Origin of the sequence: Streptococcus sp. CF8-6 (assembly GCF_024295845.1) — a bacterium.
Lineage (GTDB): Bacteria > Bacillota > Bacilli > Lactobacillales > Streptococcaceae > Streptococcus > Streptococcus oralis_BO.
Genome location: NZ_JANCOF010000002.1, coordinates 159,492 through 176,365, shown reverse-complemented (window position 1 = coordinate 176,365; position 16,874 = coordinate 159,492). Strand labels below are relative to the sequence as shown.

At 42.4% G+C, this 16,874-nt stretch carries 12 protein-coding genes and 1 pseudogene; 4 read left to right on the top strand and 9 right to left on the bottom strand.

Going from position 1 to position 16,874, the window contains the following annotated elements; all coding sequences use genetic code 11:
• Window positions 1–100: 100 nt before the first annotated feature.
• The 4 genes and pseudogenes from NML69_RS04460 (at window position 101) to NML69_RS04445 (ending at window position 3,593) form a co-directional block, all read left to right on the top strand.
• Window positions 101–496 (top strand): helix-turn-helix domain-containing protein, encoded by a 396-nt coding sequence (locus NML69_RS04460; RefSeq protein ID WP_254725430.1) that lies wholly within the window; start codon window positions 101–103, stop codon window positions 494–496.
• Window positions 497–511: 15 nt separating this feature from the next.
• Window positions 512–1,177: a CPBP family intramembrane glutamic endopeptidase gene (locus NML69_RS04455; RefSeq protein WP_254725428.1), complete on the top strand. Its 666-nt coding sequence runs from the start codon at window positions 512–514 to the stop codon at window positions 1,175–1,177.
• 77 nt (window positions 1,178–1,254) lie between these two features.
• Window positions 1,255–1,860, top strand: coding sequence for a DUF998 domain-containing protein (locus NML69_RS04450; protein ID WP_221160396.1), 606 nt, complete (start codon window positions 1,255–1,257; stop codon window positions 1,858–1,860).
• A 426-nt stretch (window positions 1,861–2,286) separates the two neighbouring features.
• Window positions 2,287–3,593 (top strand): annotated as a pseudogene (locus tag NML69_RS04445) (ISL3 family transposase).
• 42 nt (window positions 3,594–3,635) lie between these two features.
• Here NML69_RS04445 and recA read toward each other — a convergent pair.
• From recA to rpoB, 9 genes are all read right to left on the bottom strand, one after another.
• Window positions 3,636–4,787, bottom strand: coding sequence for a recombinase RecA (gene recA, locus NML69_RS04440; protein WP_254725426.1), 1,152 nt, complete (start codon window positions 4,785–4,787; stop codon window positions 3,636–3,638).
• Window positions 4,788–4,841: 54 nt separating this feature from the next.
• Window positions 4,842–6,098 (bottom strand): competence/damage-inducible protein A, encoded by a 1,257-nt coding sequence (locus NML69_RS04435; protein WP_254725424.1) that lies wholly within the window; start codon window positions 6,096–6,098, stop codon window positions 4,842–4,844.
• Window positions 6,099–6,170: 72 nt separating this feature from the next.
• Window positions 6,171–7,211, bottom strand: coding sequence for an LCP family protein (locus NML69_RS04430; RefSeq protein ID WP_000592174.1), 1,041 nt, complete (start codon window positions 7,209–7,211; stop codon window positions 6,171–6,173).
• Window positions 7,212–7,215: 4 nt separating this feature from the next.
• Window positions 7,216–7,737, bottom strand: a complete 522-nt coding sequence (locus tag NML69_RS04425; protein WP_254725422.1) for a GNAT family N-acetyltransferase — start codon at window positions 7,735–7,737, stop codon at window positions 7,216–7,218.
• The gene (gene tsaE / locus NML69_RS04420) at window positions 7,727–8,170 is read right to left on the bottom strand and encodes a tRNA (adenosine(37)-N6)-threonylcarbamoyltransferase complex ATPase subunit type 1 TsaE (RefSeq protein ID WP_000556959.1); all 444 of its coding nucleotides are present in this window, start codon (window positions 8,168–8,170) and stop codon (window positions 7,727–7,729) included. The genes NML69_RS04425 and tsaE overlap by 11 nt, the downstream gene beginning before the upstream one ends.
• Window positions 8,171–8,253: 83 nt before the next feature.
• Window positions 8,254–8,877: a hypothetical protein gene (locus tag NML69_RS04415; RefSeq protein WP_254725420.1), complete on the bottom strand. Its 624-nt coding sequence runs from the start codon at window positions 8,875–8,877 to the stop codon at window positions 8,254–8,256.
• Window positions 8,878–9,011: 134 nt separating this feature from the next.
• Window positions 9,012–9,431, bottom strand: coding sequence for a nucleoside-diphosphate kinase (gene ndk, locus NML69_RS04410; protein WP_254725418.1), 420 nt, complete (start codon window positions 9,429–9,431; stop codon window positions 9,012–9,014).
• 110 nt (window positions 9,432–9,541) lie between these two features.
• Window positions 9,542–13,207, bottom strand: coding sequence for a DNA-directed RNA polymerase subunit beta' (gene rpoC / locus NML69_RS04405; protein ID WP_254725416.1), 3,666 nt, complete (start codon window positions 13,205–13,207; stop codon window positions 9,542–9,544).
• Window positions 13,208–13,239: 32 nt separating this feature from the next.
• Entirely contained in the window at window positions 13,240–16,851 is a 3,612-nt protein-coding gene (rpoB, locus tag NML69_RS04400; protein WP_198459175.1) for a DNA-directed RNA polymerase subunit beta, read from the bottom strand.
• Window positions 16,852–16,874: the final 23 nt, after the last annotated feature.

The window sequence follows — 16,874 nt, the reverse complement described above, 5'->3', positions numbered from 1 at the left end:
TCGGTTAAAAGTTGTACAATAGGGCCTGTCAAAGAATTTTGACTTAGCTCCCCCCTAAATGTTAAAGAATTTAACCTAGACCAAAAAGGAGAAAAACGATATGATGATGATGAAAAGAGAAATGCTTGGAAACCAGTTAAGAAGAAGCAGAGAAGTATTTGGCTATAGTCAGATTCAAGTGGCTAATTTGCTTGGTGTCTCCCGGCAAACAGTTTCTAACTGGGAAAATGACAAAACGATTCCAGATGGCATCAGTCTAATACAGTTAGCAGATATTTATCATATTTCTTTAGATGAATTATGCGGTCGGACAGTTTTGCTAAAATCGACATCTCATTCGGTTAGTAAGGTGGAAATCGGGCAAATGCTTGGCTTAGTTGGTGTATTCCTATGCTGCTCGCTCGTTAGTCTGACAAATATCCTATTTTTTAGTTTCCTTTTTCTCTGCTTCTTAATCTTTTTCATCTATTCTCATTTTCAAAAATACAATCATTAATATTGGAGGTCAGAAATGACGAAAGAAACAAGAGGATTAGCCTTAATTGCGGGTATTTATTTTCTTCTTTTTGTAATTCCGCATTTTATACATTTTTCATATGGAAATCAGTCACTTAGGATGATTATCCCGCTGCTGGCTTATATTTTCCTAGCTTTATTTGGACTCTATGTGTTGCGCTATCGGTTAAAGGAAAATTTGTTGTGGATAAAACAGCATAAGCTGAAAAGTTTGGGGATTACACTGCTTGTTTTTTTAGCGATGACCCTCTTTACGATAGCAGGCAGTTTTTTAGCTCAGTTAGGCTATTCATTTTTTAACATTGACCAGGCAAACTTAACTAACGATACCAATATTGGATCGGCAATGAATTTATTTCCTGTACCTCTGCTAATCTTGGTTTTAGGTGTCTTAGGACCTTTTGTTGAAGAAATTATCTATCGCTATATTTTGCTAAATTTTTTAAAAAAATATTGCTCTGCGGGAGTGGCGATTTTTTTATCCAGTCTTTGTTTTGCCATGATTCATGTCAATCATTTTACAGCCAATGAATTGTTAGGCGTTTTACCTCATTTTATGTCAGGTCTTGTCTTTGCTTATACTTATCACAAAACAGATAATCTCCTTTTTTCATCTGCTGTGCATATCAGCAATAATACCAGTATATTTTTGCTGATATAAAGGCGAAGACTATACTAAACCGAGGTTGTTTCATCTGCTTTGAATTCTATATTTATTAAGGAAGAAGGTTCTTTTATATGTTGACCAGCTGTTTTAGTTTTTTAGTCATCCTTTGTATTTTAGTCTATTTCTATTTAATGTTAGACTTGCATATAAAAAATAAGGGTATCTACAGTCCAGTCAGACATGCTGTCAGTGACTACGGTGTAGGGGAGTATAAATATCTTTTTAACTGGGCAGGAATTGTCAGTACATTCCGTAATATTTTCTTGATAGGTGCTCTTATCTGTTGGAACTATGAGACTGCCTTTAAAGAAAAAGCTATTTGGTTATTGGTACTGGCCTTGGTGGGCTATTTCGGAATTATGGTTTTTCCAACAGATATTGAAGGAAGCCGCAAAACAATCAGCGGCCGCTTGCACTTGCTATTTGCTATTTTACAGTTTACCGTCTTGGCCATTTTTCTTTTTCAATTGACCGATGTAATGAGTGCATTAGTACCTTCGTTAGCTGTTTTCTTCTTGGCAATAGAATGGCTGATAAAGATTGGTTTATATGGATTGGTCGCCGCACTTATTTTACCTTTTTTAAAACCCTTCTTTGGGTTATTAGAACGCATTTTTCTGTACGCAAGCAATATTTATATTCTGATTTTTTGTATAATACTATTTCAACAAAAATAGATTATGGATTTTATTATAGCCGTTTAGTGTATTCTTTATTATATATGAGGTTCTTAATAAAGAACTGCTTGACTTATACGATAAGATAGTAAAGCGAAAAGGGCGGAAGTTGCTTACTACAATTGAGATACTTTTACAACTAACTATAAGTGTGGTTACTAATTGAGATACAGATCATTTATTAGAAAGAGAAAACTATGCTGAATGAACAAGATACTTGTGTTCCGACGGGTATTTCTCCAAAAGAGACAGGCTTTGGTTATACTATGTCAGTAATTGGCAGGAAATATAAACGGCAATTCTACATATTTTACTAGAAAATCTTATGAGTTTTTATTGTGCACTTATATTGTATATTCAAGGTAGAAAAAAGTCCCATATGACCTATAATGAAAAGCGACTAAACAACTCATTAGAAAGAATCTTATAAAATCATTACATTTTGTCACAAACCTACTCGATATTAAAGACCCTAATATCCAAATTCTAGACATCATCAATAAGGATACTCACAAGAAAATCATCGCTAAACTGGACTACGACGCCCCATCTTGTCCTGATTGCGGAACCCAAATGAAGAAATATGACTTTCAAAAATCGTCTAAAATTCCTTACCTTGAAACAACTGGTATGCTTACCAGAATTCTCCTTAGAAAACGCCGTTTCAAGTGCTATCATTGTTCGAAAATGATAGTCTCTGAGACTTCCCTCGCCAAGAAAGATCATCAAATCCCTCGTATGATCAATCAAAAGATTGCTCAAAAGTTGATTGAAAAGACTTCTATGACCGATATTGCTCATCAGCTGTCTATTTCAACTTCAACTGTTATTCGCAAGCTTAATGACTTCCGTTTTAAGCATGATTTTTCTCGTCTTCCAGAGATTATGTCTTGAAATGAGTATACCTTCACTAAGGAAAGGATGAGTTTCATTGCGCAAGATTTTGAAAAGCTCGACATCATCACTGTCCTTGAAGGTAGGACACAAACTATCATCCGAAATCACTTTCTTCGCTACGAGCAAGCTGTTCGCTGTCAGGTGAAAATCATTACGATGGATATGTTTAGTCCCTACTATGACTTAGCTAAACAGCTTCGCTTTCGAATTTCTAAGCTCAGGCTGAAACAGTCTCCTAGACCGTTTCACTCCCAAACGCTAAAATCGTTCTAGATCGTTTTCACATTGTCCAACATCTTAGCCGTGCTATGAGTCGTGTGCGTGTCCAAATCATGAATCAGTTTGAGCGAAAATCTCATGAATATAAGGCTATCAAACGTTACTGGAAACTCATTCAACAGGATAGCCGTAAACTCAGCGATAAACGATTTTATCGCCCTACTTTTCGTATGCACTTGACGAATAAAGAAATTCTAGACAAGCTTTTGAGCTATTCAGAAGACTTGAAACACCACTATAATCTCTATCAGCTCTTGCTTTTTCACTTTCAGAATAAGGAACCCGAGAAATTTTTCGGACTCATTGAGGACAATCTAAAGCAGATCCATCCTCTTTTTCAGACTGTCTTTAAAATCTTTCTCAAGGACAAGGAGAAAATCGTCAATGCCCTTCAGTTACCTTATTCCAACGCAAAATTGGAAGCGACTAATAATCTCATTAAACTCATCAAACGAAACGCTTTTGGCTTTCGGAACTTTGACAACTTTAAAACTAGAATTCTCATCGCTCTCAACATCAAAAAAGAAAGGACGAAATTCGTCCTTTCTCGATCTTAACTGATTTCAACCCACTACAGTTGACAAAGAGCCGTTTTATCTTTAATCTTCAATTTCGATTTCAAGTCCATCGCCTAGGTCAAGCGTCACTTCTTGGTTAGGTGCCAAATCTTCTGCGACAGAGGTAGGAGTGGTTCCCTCTTCATCTTCAATCAAACCGTATTGAACACGAACCTGATGGTCAATCTCATCAAAAATCTCTGGGTGATCTGCCAAATATTTCTTAGCATTTTCAGATCCTTGTCCGATTTTTTCACCCTTGTAAGAGTACCATGCTCCCGCTTTTTGGATAATATCGAGATCACTTGCGATCTTCAAGAGCTCACCAGTCTTAGAAATCCCTTCTCCGTACATGATTTCAACGAAAGCTTCCTTAAACGGTGGAGCTACTTTATTTTTCACGACCTTGATCTTGGTTTCCTTACCGACATTGGTATCTTTTTGGTCGCCAGTACCCTTGATTTGTGTACTTCCACGAACATCCAAACGGACTGAAGCGTAGAATTTCAAAGCACGTCCACCAGGAGTTGTTTCTGGATTTCCAAACATGACACCAACTTTTTCACGCAATTGGTTGATAAAGATGGCAATCGTTTTGGTCTTATTGATAGAAGCTCCGAGTTTACGCATGGCCTGGCTCATCATACGAGCTTGCAAACCAACGTGGCTGTCTCCAATGTCCCCATCGATTTCTGCACGAGGTACAAGGGCTGCAACCGAGTCGATAACGACGAGGTCAACGGCACCTGAGTCAATCAATTTCCCTGCAATTTCAAGACCTTGCTCACCTGAGTCTGGTTGTGACAAGAGCAATTCGTCAATATTCACACCAAGGGCTGCAGCATAGGCTGGATCAAGGGCATGTTCCGCATCGATAAAGGCAGCGATACCGCCTTCTTTTTGAGCTTGCGCAACAGCGTGAAGGGCAACTGTTGTTTTACCAGATGATTCTGGTCCGTAGATTTCGATGATACGTCCTTTAGGATAACCACCTGAACCAAGAGCAATGTCCAGAGCCAATGAGCCTGAACTCATCACTTGAACCTTTTGCTCCGCGCGCTCACCCAAACGCATGATGGAGCCTTTACCAAAGTCTTTCTCAATCAATTTAAGAGCATCGTTCAATGCTTTTTCACGGTCAGCTCCAAATTTTTTCCCAATTTCATCTAATTTTTTTGTTGGTTTTTTCGCCATTTTGTTCTCCTATATTCTACTGGTCCTTAGACCTATCTTTTATTATACCAAAATTTAGTCACTTAATAAAGCCTTGCGAACTAGGTTAAAAGCATGCATGACCGCAATCTGTCGAACATCTGCTCGACTCCGTCCTGCGATATTAGCCTTGATAACCTCTGTCCCTTTTGCATGTGCCAGTCCAATAAAAACTGTACCAGCTGGATGCCCCTCTAGGCTATCTGGCCCTGCCACACCCGTCAAACTAACTCCGTAGTCAGACTGAGTCTTAAGTCGTGCCTGCTCTGCCATTTTTTGAGCCGTAAACTCAGAAACGACCCCGTGTTCTTTTAGCTCTTTCTCGGAAATATCCAGCATCTTAGACTTTTCTTCTAGGCTGTAAGTGACAAAACCGCCATTAAAGATAGCTGAAACACCTGAAAAGTCTGCTAAAGTAGCCTGAAAGAGACCTGCCGTCAAGCTTTCTGCCGCAGTAATGCTTTTCTGTCTCTTCTTTAGCTCTTCTACAACGACACTTGCTAGGCTGGTTTCTTCCCCATATCCATAACAAATGTCTCGTAGAGAAATTCCCCCGAAAGTTTGACGATCCAAGATTTGATTTTCTAGGATGTTCAGTGCTTGATCATCCTTTTCTTGACTAACTGCTTTTGTAGACAAGCGCAAGGTAACTTCTCCCGTCTTGGCATACGGCGCCAAAGTCGGATCGGTTTGATGGTCAATCAAATCCGCTAAAATGGTCACCAACTGACTCTCCCCAATTCCAAAGAAACGGAGCACTCGTGAGTATAACTTGGTACCAGTCATTAACTTGGGTAAGAGTTGATTTAAGACCATGGGTTTCAACTCACTTGGTGGTCCTGGAAGGACCACGTAGGTCACGCCATCCACTTCCGACACCCCTCCGACTGCTAAACCTGTTTCATTTGGCAGTGGAGTTGCCCCTTCTACAATTTGGGCTTGGCGCTCATTATTCGGTGTCCGAGCATAGTCAGGTCTATGAGCAAAGAAAATATCCAGTTTCTCTTGTGCTTGAGGGTCAAACACTAGAGCTTTTCCTAAAAATTTTGCCAGAGTTTGTTTGGTCAAATCATCCTCGGTTGGTCCCAAGCCCCCTGTCAAAATCACAAGATTACTACGTTGGCTCGCAATCTCAAGCAAGGACAAAAGACGAGCTTCATTATCTCCAACAGCAGTTTGGAAGTAGACATCTACCCCGATTTCGGCTAGTTTCTCTGATAAAAACTGAGCATTGGTATTGACAATCTGCCCTGTTAAAATTTCTGTTCCGACAGCAATAATTTCTGCTTTCATGTTTCCTCCTACTTATCTATTCGAATTTTTTTGAAAAAATCGCAGGAAATTTCCCACGATTTGATTCTTTTCTTATTCTGCTTCTTCGTTTGAAGCGTTAGTACTGGTTGAAGGTGCTGTCCGACCAAAGGCTGTTTCGTACAGTACCGCATTGGTTTCCAATTCTGTCACTGGTTCTTTACCTAGTGAACGACGCAAGAGATTTTGCATTTCGAGCATATGTTCTGAAGTGACAATCTGATAAGAAATTCCCTGTAGCTCAGCATCTTCTCCACGCAATTGATGCGTTTCGATATTCTTGAAGGAATCTTGATAGCCGAGCAATTGTGGAATGCTCTTAGCTGACAAGTCCACATTGGTCTGCATGTTATCACTCAAAGCTTTGAGGATACCTTGATAATGGCTCACACTGTTTAGGCTCAAAACCTTCTCAACGATTTTTTGAATAACTTCACGTTGACGTTTTTGACGACCATAGTCTCCTTCAGGGTCTTGGTAACGCATCCGTGAATACACCAAGGCTTCCTCCCCATTCAAGGTTTGTTCTCCAACACCGATGGAAATCTTATTGAACTCTTCTTGGTCAGCAATCGAAATTGGGAAACCGAGTGTATTGTTGACGGTGATCCCACCAACTGCATCCACCAATTGTTGAAGCCCCTGCATGTTAACCATCACATAGCGGTCAATGTGGATATTCATCATCTTTTGAATAGTAGAAATTGCAAGTTCTGCACCACCATTAGCATAGGCCGCATTGAGTTTGGCTTCCTGAACTTGACCGTTTCCAGTCTCAATCTTGGTCAAAATATCCCGTTCCAAACTCATCATTGTGGTTTTCTTTGTTTTGGGATTAACCGTCAGGAGAATCATGGAATCACTATTACCCGCCCACGGGTCTGTACGTTCCACGTTTCCCGTATCTACCCCCATCAAGAGGATAGTCAGTGGCTCCGTCGCTTCGATAACGTTGGTTTCTTCCCCGATTTTTTTGTAAGTCTTTTTACTTAGGGTTTCTGTTCCCTGTTGGTAGATGGTATAGCCATAAACCGCTACACCTAAAACTGTTACTGCTAGGAAACCTAGCACCATTCCAATTAATTTTTTAATCATCTCGTTATTCATTTATCAGCTTGCCCATAAGACAAACATCTAAAAATATCCCTTCTGCTAAATAGGCTCCTCTTTCTTGTAAGCCTTCTGTGATAAATCCCATTTTTGAGTAGAGGTGGATCGCAGCCTCGTTTCGTTTTTGTACACTAAGTTGCAAACGGCGCAAGACACCACTGGCTTTAGCCCACTCGATGCCTTCTTCTAGAAGTATAGTCGCCAAGCCTTGGTTCCAGAATTTCTTTCGAACTGCTAGAAAAACATCACCGATATGTTGAACTCTTAAATGTTGGTCCGCTGTGATATTCAAAACACCTGCAATCTCATCATTCAGCAAGGCGAGGAGAGTAATTTGATTCTCTGATGCAGCTTGTTTTTCGATAAAAAGAGCCATTTCAGAAGCTGTCATCATAATACCATTTTCATCCAAGCTGGTAAAATCTGTCTCTTGACCGACACAATCTAAAAATGCAATTAAGGCTGTAGCATCTGAAATCTCTGCCTCACGAATACACAACTCATACTCCATCTTGAAGCTCCTTGATGAGTTGTTCAGCCCGAGAGCCATGAGCCGTAAAATGAAGACAACGACCCTCAGCTTCTTTCAAAATTTCCAACTCCAAGTAAGAATCTGGTAAATCTTCACCCAAAAGATGCCCCCACTCAATAACAGTCACACCACCACCAAAGAGAAACTCATCCAAGTCAATAGAATCAGCATCACCTTCGATACGGTAGACATCCAAGTGGTAAAGTGGCAAACGCCCTTCGTACTCTCTGACAATGGTATAGGTTGGACTTTTAATCATCTGACGGATATCCAAGCCCTTGGCAAGGCCCTTTGTAAAGGTTGTTTTACCCGCACCCAACTCTCCAGTCAAGATCAGAACATCGTCTTTTTGAAGCAAATGACCTAATCTTTCTCCGAGAGCTAGAAGCTCTTCTTCATTTTTTGTGTGCATGCTACTATTATACCAAAAAGTTTTCTTTTGTGTGAATTTTCTTTATGGACTTACTATAACAATTTTGAAAAATTCTCCTCTACTTAAAAGAATACAACTATTGAAAAAACAAACAGGATATCCCGAATCAGGTGTCCATAAAAGGAGATTTCCCTTTGGATACATTTTGGAAAAAGAAAACGTGCGCATAGAAAACCGACACTGATGTAAAGGAGAATCGAGGAAATCACTAAGGGATTCCTCAAGAAAACCATCGTAGCTAGAACGGAAATGACGACTGTTTTCTTTTTATTTAGGTGATTTTCTATATCGCGAAAAATTTTATCAAAAGGTAAGAAAATCAATAGATCTACTCCTAGCAAGAAAAAGAAGGAGGGTAAAAAGAGGTCAACCAGTTCCTGCTGCAATTTGCTAGTGGTTTGGATACTTTCCGAGAGAACCAGACAGGTTGCCAGAAGATTGACTACTAAAAGGAGGCAATAAACAAGGCTCACTTTCTTTTGAACATGTAAAATACTATGCCTAGACTGGTCTGCTGTATGGAAATAATTAATCCCAGCACACAAAACAGAAATTCCTACTATCAAAATCAAAAAATAAGCATTGGTCTGTTTTAAAGATAAAAAGGATTCTTTCCATAATAGACAACTACTAAAACTAATCTGGATGACTGCAATCAGCAACAATAGGCGAATTGATTTTATCATTTCTTTCCCCTCCCTATATAGGATTATACCTTGTGAGGAATTTGAAATGATCGTTACCGCCTCAAGTGTCCTATTTTTGTACTCAACTGACCAAAAAACAGCTCTGTTATACACAGAACTGTCCTTTTACCAGTCTAATCCTTAAACCAGAGAGCAATTTCACGTTTTGCAGAAGCTTCCGAATCAGAGCCGTGAACCACATTTTGAATGGCTTGATTGTCTCCTGCAGCCTTGGCAAAATCTCCTCGGATAGTTCCTGGCAGAGCTTCTTCTGGACGAGTAGCCCCCATCATGGTCCGCCAAGTTTCAATCACTTTCGGACCTGATAGAATGCCCACCACTACTGGTCCTGAAGTCATAAACTGACGGATAGGAGGATAAAAACTTTTTTCAACCAAGTCTTGATAGTGCTGGTCAATCAAATCTTCTGAAACTACTGAACGTAACTCTAATTTTTCGAGTTTGAAACCTCGTTGCTCCATTCTTTGCAGAATTTCGCCAACCAGCCCTCTTTTCACACCATCTGGCTTAATGATAAAGAATGTTTGTTCCATACGGACACCTCCTTGGCATTTTAGTTCTTCTATTCTACCATACTTTATGAAAAAGTGAGAAAATTTTCTGAAATAAAGCAAAGAGAACCCAAAGGTTCTCTTGTTTGCTTTTATTCTACTGTTTCTTCAACTTGGATTTCCACAACTTCCTCTACAGGAGCAAGTTCTGCCTCTTCTTGTTCTGGAGCCAGATATTCTGCTTCATTGATAGCTTGTGGTTCAAGGTTACGGTAGCGAGCCATACCAGTACCAGCTGGGATGATTTTACCGATGATAACATTTTCCTTGAGTCCAAGGAGATGATCTTTCTTACCACGGATGGCCGCATCAGTAAGGACACGGGTTGTTTCCTGGAAGGAAGCCGCTGACAAGAAACTATTTGTTTCAAGTGAGGCTTTGGTGATTCCCATAAGAACTGGGCGACCAGTCGCTGGAACTCCACCTGCGATAAGAACATCCTTGTTAGCATCTGTAAAGTCGTTGATGTCCATGAGGGTACCCATAAGAAGGTCTGTGTCACCTGGATCCATGACACGAACTTTACGGATCATTTGACGAACCATTACCTCGATGTGTTTGTCACCGATTTCTACCCCTTGGCTACGGTAAACTTTTTGTACTTCACCGAGAAGGTAAGTTTCAACTGACAAGACATCACGAACAGCAAGGAGACGTTTTGGTTGGATAGAACCTTCTGTAAGAGCTGCACCGCGAGAGACTTGGTCTCCAACTTCAACACGCATACGGGCTTTAAATGGAACCACGTACTCACCTTCGCCAGTTTCACCCTTAACGAAGACTTTCTTAGTACGAGTTGAAGCATCTTCTTCGATAGCAGTAACTTGTCCTTTGACCTCTGTGATGACCGCTTCCCCTTTAGGATTGCGGGCTTCAAAGATTTCTTGGACACGAGGAAGACCCTGAGTGATATCGGTATTTGAAGCAACCCCACCCGTGTGGAAGGTACGCATTGTAAGCTGTGTACCAGGTTCCCCGATAGATTGGGCAGCGATTGTACCAACTGCTTCACCAACTTCAACCGCATCACCAGTCGCCAAGTTGATACCGTAACAGTGACGGCAGACACCATGACGAGTGTTACATGTAAATACGGAACGGATAGTCACTTCTTCCACACCAGCATTGACAATTTCACGCGCCTTGTCTTCTGTAATCAACTCATTTGGACCGATGATCACTGCACCAGTTTCTGGATGTTTAACAGTTTTCTTAGTGTAACGACCGTTGAGGCGTTCTTCGAGAGACTCGATCATCTCTTTTCCTTCTGCGATAGAACGGATCAAGAGACCACGGTCTGTTCCACAGTCGTCCTCACGGATGATAACGTCTTGGGCAACGTCAACCAAACGACGAGTCAAGTAACCTGAGTCGGCTGTCTTAAGGGCCGTATCGGTCATACCTTTACGGGCACCGTGAGTTGAGAAGAACATTTCGAGTACTGACAAACCTTCGCGGAAGTTTGAAAGGATTGGCAATTCCATGATACGTCCGTTCGGAGCGGCCATCAGACCACGCATACCGGCAAGCTGTGAGAAGTTTGAGATGTTACCACGGGCTCCAGAGTCCATCATCATAACGATTGGGTTCTTAGAATCTTGGTTGGCAACCAAACGTTTCTCCAATTTTTCACGGGCTGCACGCCATTCAGCTGTAACAGCGTTGTAGCGCTCGTCGTCTGTGATCATACCACGACGGAATTGTTTGGTGATTTGTTCTACACGTTTGTGTGATTCTTCGATGATTTCAGCCTTGTCTTCAACAACTGGGATATCGGCAATACCCACTGTCAAACCTGCAAGAGTTGAGTGGTGGTAACCGAGGTTCTTCATGCGGTCAAGTAGGGCAGAAGTTTCTGTCGTACGGAAACGTTTGAAGATTTCAGCGATGATATTCCCAAGATTTTTCTTCTTGAATGGAGGGTTGAGTTCAAGATTGCTGATTGCTTCCTTGATATCTCCACCTAGTGGCAAGAAGTATTTAGCTGGAACACCTTCTGTTAAGTTGGCATTTGTTGGTTCTTGCAAGTAAGGCAGACCCTCTGGCATGATGTCATTGAAGAGGATTTTACCAACTGTTGTAAGCAAGACCTTGTGTTTTTGCTCTTCAGCCCAAGGTTTGTTGAGGCTGTCTGTCGCGATACCAACACGTGAGTGGAGGTGAACATAGCCATTGCGGTAAGCCATAACCGCTTCGTCACGGTCTTTGAAGACCATTCCTTCACCTTCACGACCAGCTTCTTCCATGGTCAAGTAGTAGTTACCCAAAACCATATCCTGAGATGGGGTAACAACTGGTTTACCATCTTTCGGATTCAAGATGTGCTCAGCAGCGAGCATCAAGATACGAGCTTCTGCTTGGGCTTCTTCTGAAAGCGGTACGTGGATGGCCATTTGGTCCCCGTCAAAGTCGGCATTGTAGGCTTCACAGACAAGTGGGTGCAAACGAAGGGCCTTACCATCAATCAAGACTGGCTCGAAGGCTTGGATACCCAAACGGTGAAGGGTCGGTGCGCGGTTCAAAAGGACTGGGTGTTCTTTGATTACTTCTTCAAGAATATCCCAGATACGTTCGTCTCCGCGTTCTACCAAGCGTTTAGCTGCCTTGACGTTTTGCACGATGTCACGGGCAACGATTTCACGCATCACAAATGGTTTAAAGAGCTCAATCGCCATTTCGCGTGGCACACCACATTGGTACATCTTAAGAGTTGGACCAACTGCGATAACGGAACGTCCTGAGAAGTCAACACGTTTACCGAGCAAGTTTTGACGGAAGCGTCCTTGTTTACCTTTGAGCATGTGGCTTAATGATTTTAGTGGACGGCTACCTGGTCCTGTGATTGGACGACCACGACGGCCATTATCAATCAAAGCGTCAACCGCTTCTTGAAGCATACGCTTCTCATTTTGAACGATGATACCAGGTGCATTCAACTCAAGCAAACGAGCCAAACGGTTGTTACGGTTGATAACACGACGGTAAAGGTCATTCAAGTCAGATGAGGCAAAACGGCCACCATCCAACTGCAACATTGGACGAAGGTCTGGTGGAATAACTGGAAGGATATTGAGAATCATCCATTCAGGTTTGTTCCCAGACTTGTAAAAGGCATCCAAAACATCCAAACGACGGATGGCTTTGACACGTTTTTGTCCAGTAGCTGTTTTCAACTCTTCTTTGAGTTCAGTAATTTCTTTTTCAAGATCTACTTGTTTCAAGAGGTCTTGGATAGCTTCGGCACCCATCTTGGCAACGAATGATCCATAACCATACTCACGCAAGCGCTCACGGTATTCACGCTCTGTCATGATAGACTTGTGCTCAAGTGGTGTATCCTTCGGATCAATGACCACATAAGCCGCAAAGTAGATAACTTCCTCGAGGGCACGAGGACTCATATCAAGGGTCAAGCCCATACGGCTTGGAATCCCCTTGAAATACCAGATGTGAGATACAGGAGCTTTCAACTCGATGTGCCCCATACGCTCACGACGAACTTTCGTACGCGTTACTTCAACCCCACAGCGGTCACAAACAATCCCTCTGTAACGAATGCGTTTGTACTTCCCACAAGCACATTCCCAGTCTTTAGTAGGACCAAAGATGACTTCGTCAAAGAGTCCTTCACGTTCTGGTTTCAAGGTACGGTAATTGATTGTTTCAGGTTTTTTGACTTCTCCATAAGACCATGAACGGACTTTGCTTGGAGAAGCTAGGGTGATTTGCATACTTTTAAAACGATTTACATCAACCACTATTTCTTCCCTTTCTATTCTAAGTGAACTGCTTATTCTTGTTCAGCAGCTTCTTCTGTTGCTTCCGCTTTTGTTGCTTTCTCAGCTTCTTCAGCTTCAAAGGCTGCTTTAGCCTCTTGGGCTGCTTTTTCGCGGGCTTTTTCAAGGTCATCTACGTGGATGACATCTTCGTCCATTCCTTCATCCAAGTCGCGAAGTTCCACTTCTTGGTCATCTTCGTCAAGGACACGCATGTCAAGACCAAGAGATTGCAATTCTTTGACAAGAACTCGGAAGGATTCTGGAACACCTGGTTTTGGAATTGGTTTTCCTTTTGTAATAGCTTCATAAGCTTTCAAACGTCCGTTGATATCGTCAGACTTGTAAGTCAAGATTTCTTGAAGGACATTTGACGCACCGTAGGCTTCAAGAGCCCAAACCTCCATCTCACCGAAACGTTGTCCACCAAACTGAGCTTTACCTCCGAGTGGTTGTTGGGTAACGGTTGAGTATGGTCCGACTGAACGAGCGTGCAATTTATCATCAACCATGTGGTGGAGTTTGATCATGTACATGACACCAACTGATACACGGTTGTCAAACGGCTCACCAGTACGTCCATCGTAAAGGATTGTCTTGGCATCGCTGTCCATACCTGCTTCTTTAACAGTGTCCCAAAGGTCTTCCGAACTTGCTCCGTCAAAGACTGGTGTTGCGATGTGGATACCAAGAGTACGGGCTGCCATACCAAGGTGGAGTTCCATAACCTGACCGATATTCATACGTGATGGCACCCCAAGTGGGTTCAACATGATATCGACTGGAGTTCCGTCTGGAAGGTAAGGCATGTCTTCTACAGGGACGATACGAGAGACAACCCCTTTGTTTCCGTGACGTCCGGCCATCTTATCTCCGACCTTGATCTTACGTTTTTGAGCGATGTAGACACGAACCAGCATGTTAACACCTGATTGCAACTCATCTCCATTTGCACGCGTAAAGATCTTAACATCACGAACGACACCATCGGCACCGTGAGGTACACGAAGAGAAGTGTCACGCACTTCACGAGACTTGTCTCCGAAGATAGCGTGCAAGAGACGTTCTTCAGCTGAGAGATCTTTCTCACCCTTAGGTGTGACTTTACCTACAAGGATGTCCCCTTCTTTAACCTCGGCACCGATACGGATAATACCCATTTCGTCAAGGTCTTTAAGGGCATCTTCCCCAACGTTTGGAATTTCACGAGTAATTTCTTCAGGCCCAAGCTTTGTATCGCGCGTTTCTGATTCGTATTCCTCGAGGTGGACAGATGTATAGACATCGTCTTTGACCAAGCGTTCGCTCATGATAACGGCATCCTCGAAGTTGTAACCTTCCCATGTCATGTAGGCAACAATTGGGTTTTGTCCAAGCGCCATTTCCCCTTTTTCCATAGAAGGTCCGTCAGCGATAAAGTCGCCTTTTTCAACGACATCGCCAACTTTAACAAGCGTGCGTTGGTTGTAAGCAGTACCTGAGTTTGAACGACGGAATTTTTGGATGTGGTAAACGTCCAATGAACCATCTTCACGGCGTACTTCTACCTTGTCAGCATCTGCGTAGGTAACTTTACCAGCATGCTGAGCAATCACAGCAGCTCCTGAATCGTGGGCTGCTTGGTATTCCATACCAGTACCAACGTAAGGTGCTTTTGGATCAATCAATGGCACAGCCTGACGTTGCATGTTGGCACCCATGAGGGCACGGTTGGAGTCATCGTTTTCCAAGAAAGGAATACATGCAGTCGCAACGGCAACTACCTGTTTTGGTGAAACGTCCATGTAGTCAACTACTTCTGCTGGGTACTCTTGGTTGACCCCTTGGTGACGTCCCATGACAACCTTCTCAGCAAAAGTACCATCTTCATTCAGACGAGAGTTAGCCTGTGCTACAGTAAATTCATCTTCTTCATCGGCTGTCAACCAAACGATTTCGTTTGTGACTACACCAGTTTCACGGTCAACCTTACGATATGGTGTTTGAACAAATCCATACTTGTTCAAGTGACCGTATGATGACAAGTTATTGATCAAACCGATGTTAGGTCCTTCAGGTGTCTCGATTGGACACATACGACCGTAGTGAGTGTAATGCACGTCACGTACTTCATATCCAGCACGGTCACGAGTCAAACCACCAGGTCCTAAGGCTGACAAACGACGTTTGTGAGACAACTCAGAAAGCGGGTTGTGTTGGTCCATGAACTGTGACAACTGTGATGAACCAAAGAATTCTTTAACTGCAGCTGTTACAGGACGGATGTTGATGATTTGTTGTGGTGTTAAAACTTCATTGTCCTGAACAGACATACGTTCACGGACATTACGTTCCATACGAGAAAGTCCAAGACGTACTTGGTTTGCAAGCAATTCACCAACTGCACGGATACGACGGTTCCCAAGGTGGTCGATATCATCCACACGTCCGATACCTTCCGCCAAGTTGAGGAAGTAGCTCATCTCTGCAAGGATATCCGCAGGAGTTACAACATGAACCTTGTCATCAGGATTGGCATTTCCGATGATGGTTACAACACGGTCTGGGTCCGTTGGGGCAACAACCTTGAATTTTTGAAGGACAACCGGTTCTGTCAGAACAGCTGCATCGTTTGGAATATAAACAATCTTGTTCAAGTCGCCATCCAAGTGGTTCTCGATGCTTTCAATCACGCTACGAGTCATAACGGTACCAGCTTCTACCAAGATTTCACCCGTTTCAGGATCTACCAATGGCTCTGCAATGGTTTGGTTGAGCAAGCGTGTTTTAACGTTGAGTTTTTTATTGATCTTGTAACGACCAACTGCTGCCAAATCGTAGCGGCGTGGGTCAAAGAAACGAGCCACAAGCAAGCTACGTGAGCTTTCAGCCGTCTTAGGCTCACCTGGACGAAGGCGTTCGTAGATTTCTTTCAAGGCCTCGTCTGTACGAGAGTCCATTGGATTCTTGTGGATATCTTTTTCAACAGTATTGCGAACCAATTCGCTATCACCAAAGATATCAAAGATTTCATCATCACCTGAGAAACCAAGCGCACGAACCAAGGTCGTAAATGGAATCTTACGAGTACGGTCGATACGAGTATAAGCGATGTCTTTTGAGTCGCTTTCAAGTTCCAACCAAGCTCCACGGTTAGGGATAACAGTAGAACCGTAACCCACTTTACCGTTCTTGTCTACTTTGTCATTAAAGTAAACACCTGGTGAGCGAACCAACTGAGAAACGATAATACGTTCACCACCATTGATGATGAAAGTACCCATCTCAGTCATGATTGGGAAATCACCAAAGAAGACTTCTTGAGTCTTGATTTCGCCTGTTTCTTTATTAATCAAGCGGAAGGTTACAAAAATTGGTGCTGAGTAGCTAGCATCGTGGATACGAGCTTCTTCGAGCGTGTATTTTGGTTCCTTGATTTCATAGCCAACAAATTCCAACTCCATTGTGTCTGTGAAGTTTGAAATTGGCAATACATCTTCAAATACTTCCTTAAGTCCGTGGTCTAGGAAATCTTTGAATGAATCCGTTTGAATTTCAATCAAATTTGGTAAGTCAAGAACTTCTTTGATTCTTGAAAAACTACGACGGGTACGATGTTTCCCGTATTGAACGTCATGTCCTGCCAAGATGATTCTCCTTTGTAAATAAA

What these genes read in the sequence shown, in the direction of transcription:
- NML69_RS04460 (WP_254725430.1), top strand. Translation starts at nt 101, where the DNA reads ATGATGATGATGAAAAGAGAAATGCTTGGAAACCAGTTAAGAAGAAGC.
- NML69_RS04455 (WP_254725428.1), top strand. Translation starts at nt 512, where the DNA reads ATGACGAAAGAAACAAGAGGATTAGCCTTAATTGCGGGTATTTATTTT.
- NML69_RS04450 (WP_221160396.1), top strand. Translation starts at nt 1,255, where the DNA reads ATGTTGACCAGCTGTTTTAGTTTTTTAGTCATCCTTTGTATTTTAGTC.
- recA (WP_254725426.1), bottom strand. Translation starts at nt 4,787, where the DNA reads ATGGCGAAAAAACCAACAAAAAAATTAGATGAAATTGGGAAAAAATTT.
- NML69_RS04435 (WP_254725424.1), bottom strand. Translation starts at nt 6,098, where the DNA reads ATGAAAGCAGAAATTATTGCTGTCGGAACAGAAATTTTAACAGGGCAG.
- NML69_RS04430 (WP_000592174.1), bottom strand. Translation starts at nt 7,211, where the DNA reads ATGATTAAAAAATTAATTGGAATGGTGCTAGGTTTCCTAGCAGTAACA.
- NML69_RS04425 (WP_254725422.1), bottom strand. Translation starts at nt 7,737, where the DNA reads ATGGAGTATGAGTTGTGTATTCGTGAGGCAGAGATTTCAGATGCTACA.
- tsaE (WP_000556959.1), bottom strand. Translation starts at nt 8,170, where the DNA reads ATGCACACAAAAAATGAAGAAGAGCTTCTAGCTCTCGGAGAAAGATTA.
- NML69_RS04415 (WP_254725420.1), bottom strand. Translation starts at nt 8,877, where the DNA reads ATGATAAAATCAATTCGCCTATTGTTGCTGATTGCAGTCATCCAGATT.
- ndk (WP_254725418.1), bottom strand. Translation starts at nt 9,431, where the DNA reads ATGGAACAAACATTCTTTATCATTAAGCCAGATGGTGTGAAAAGAGGG.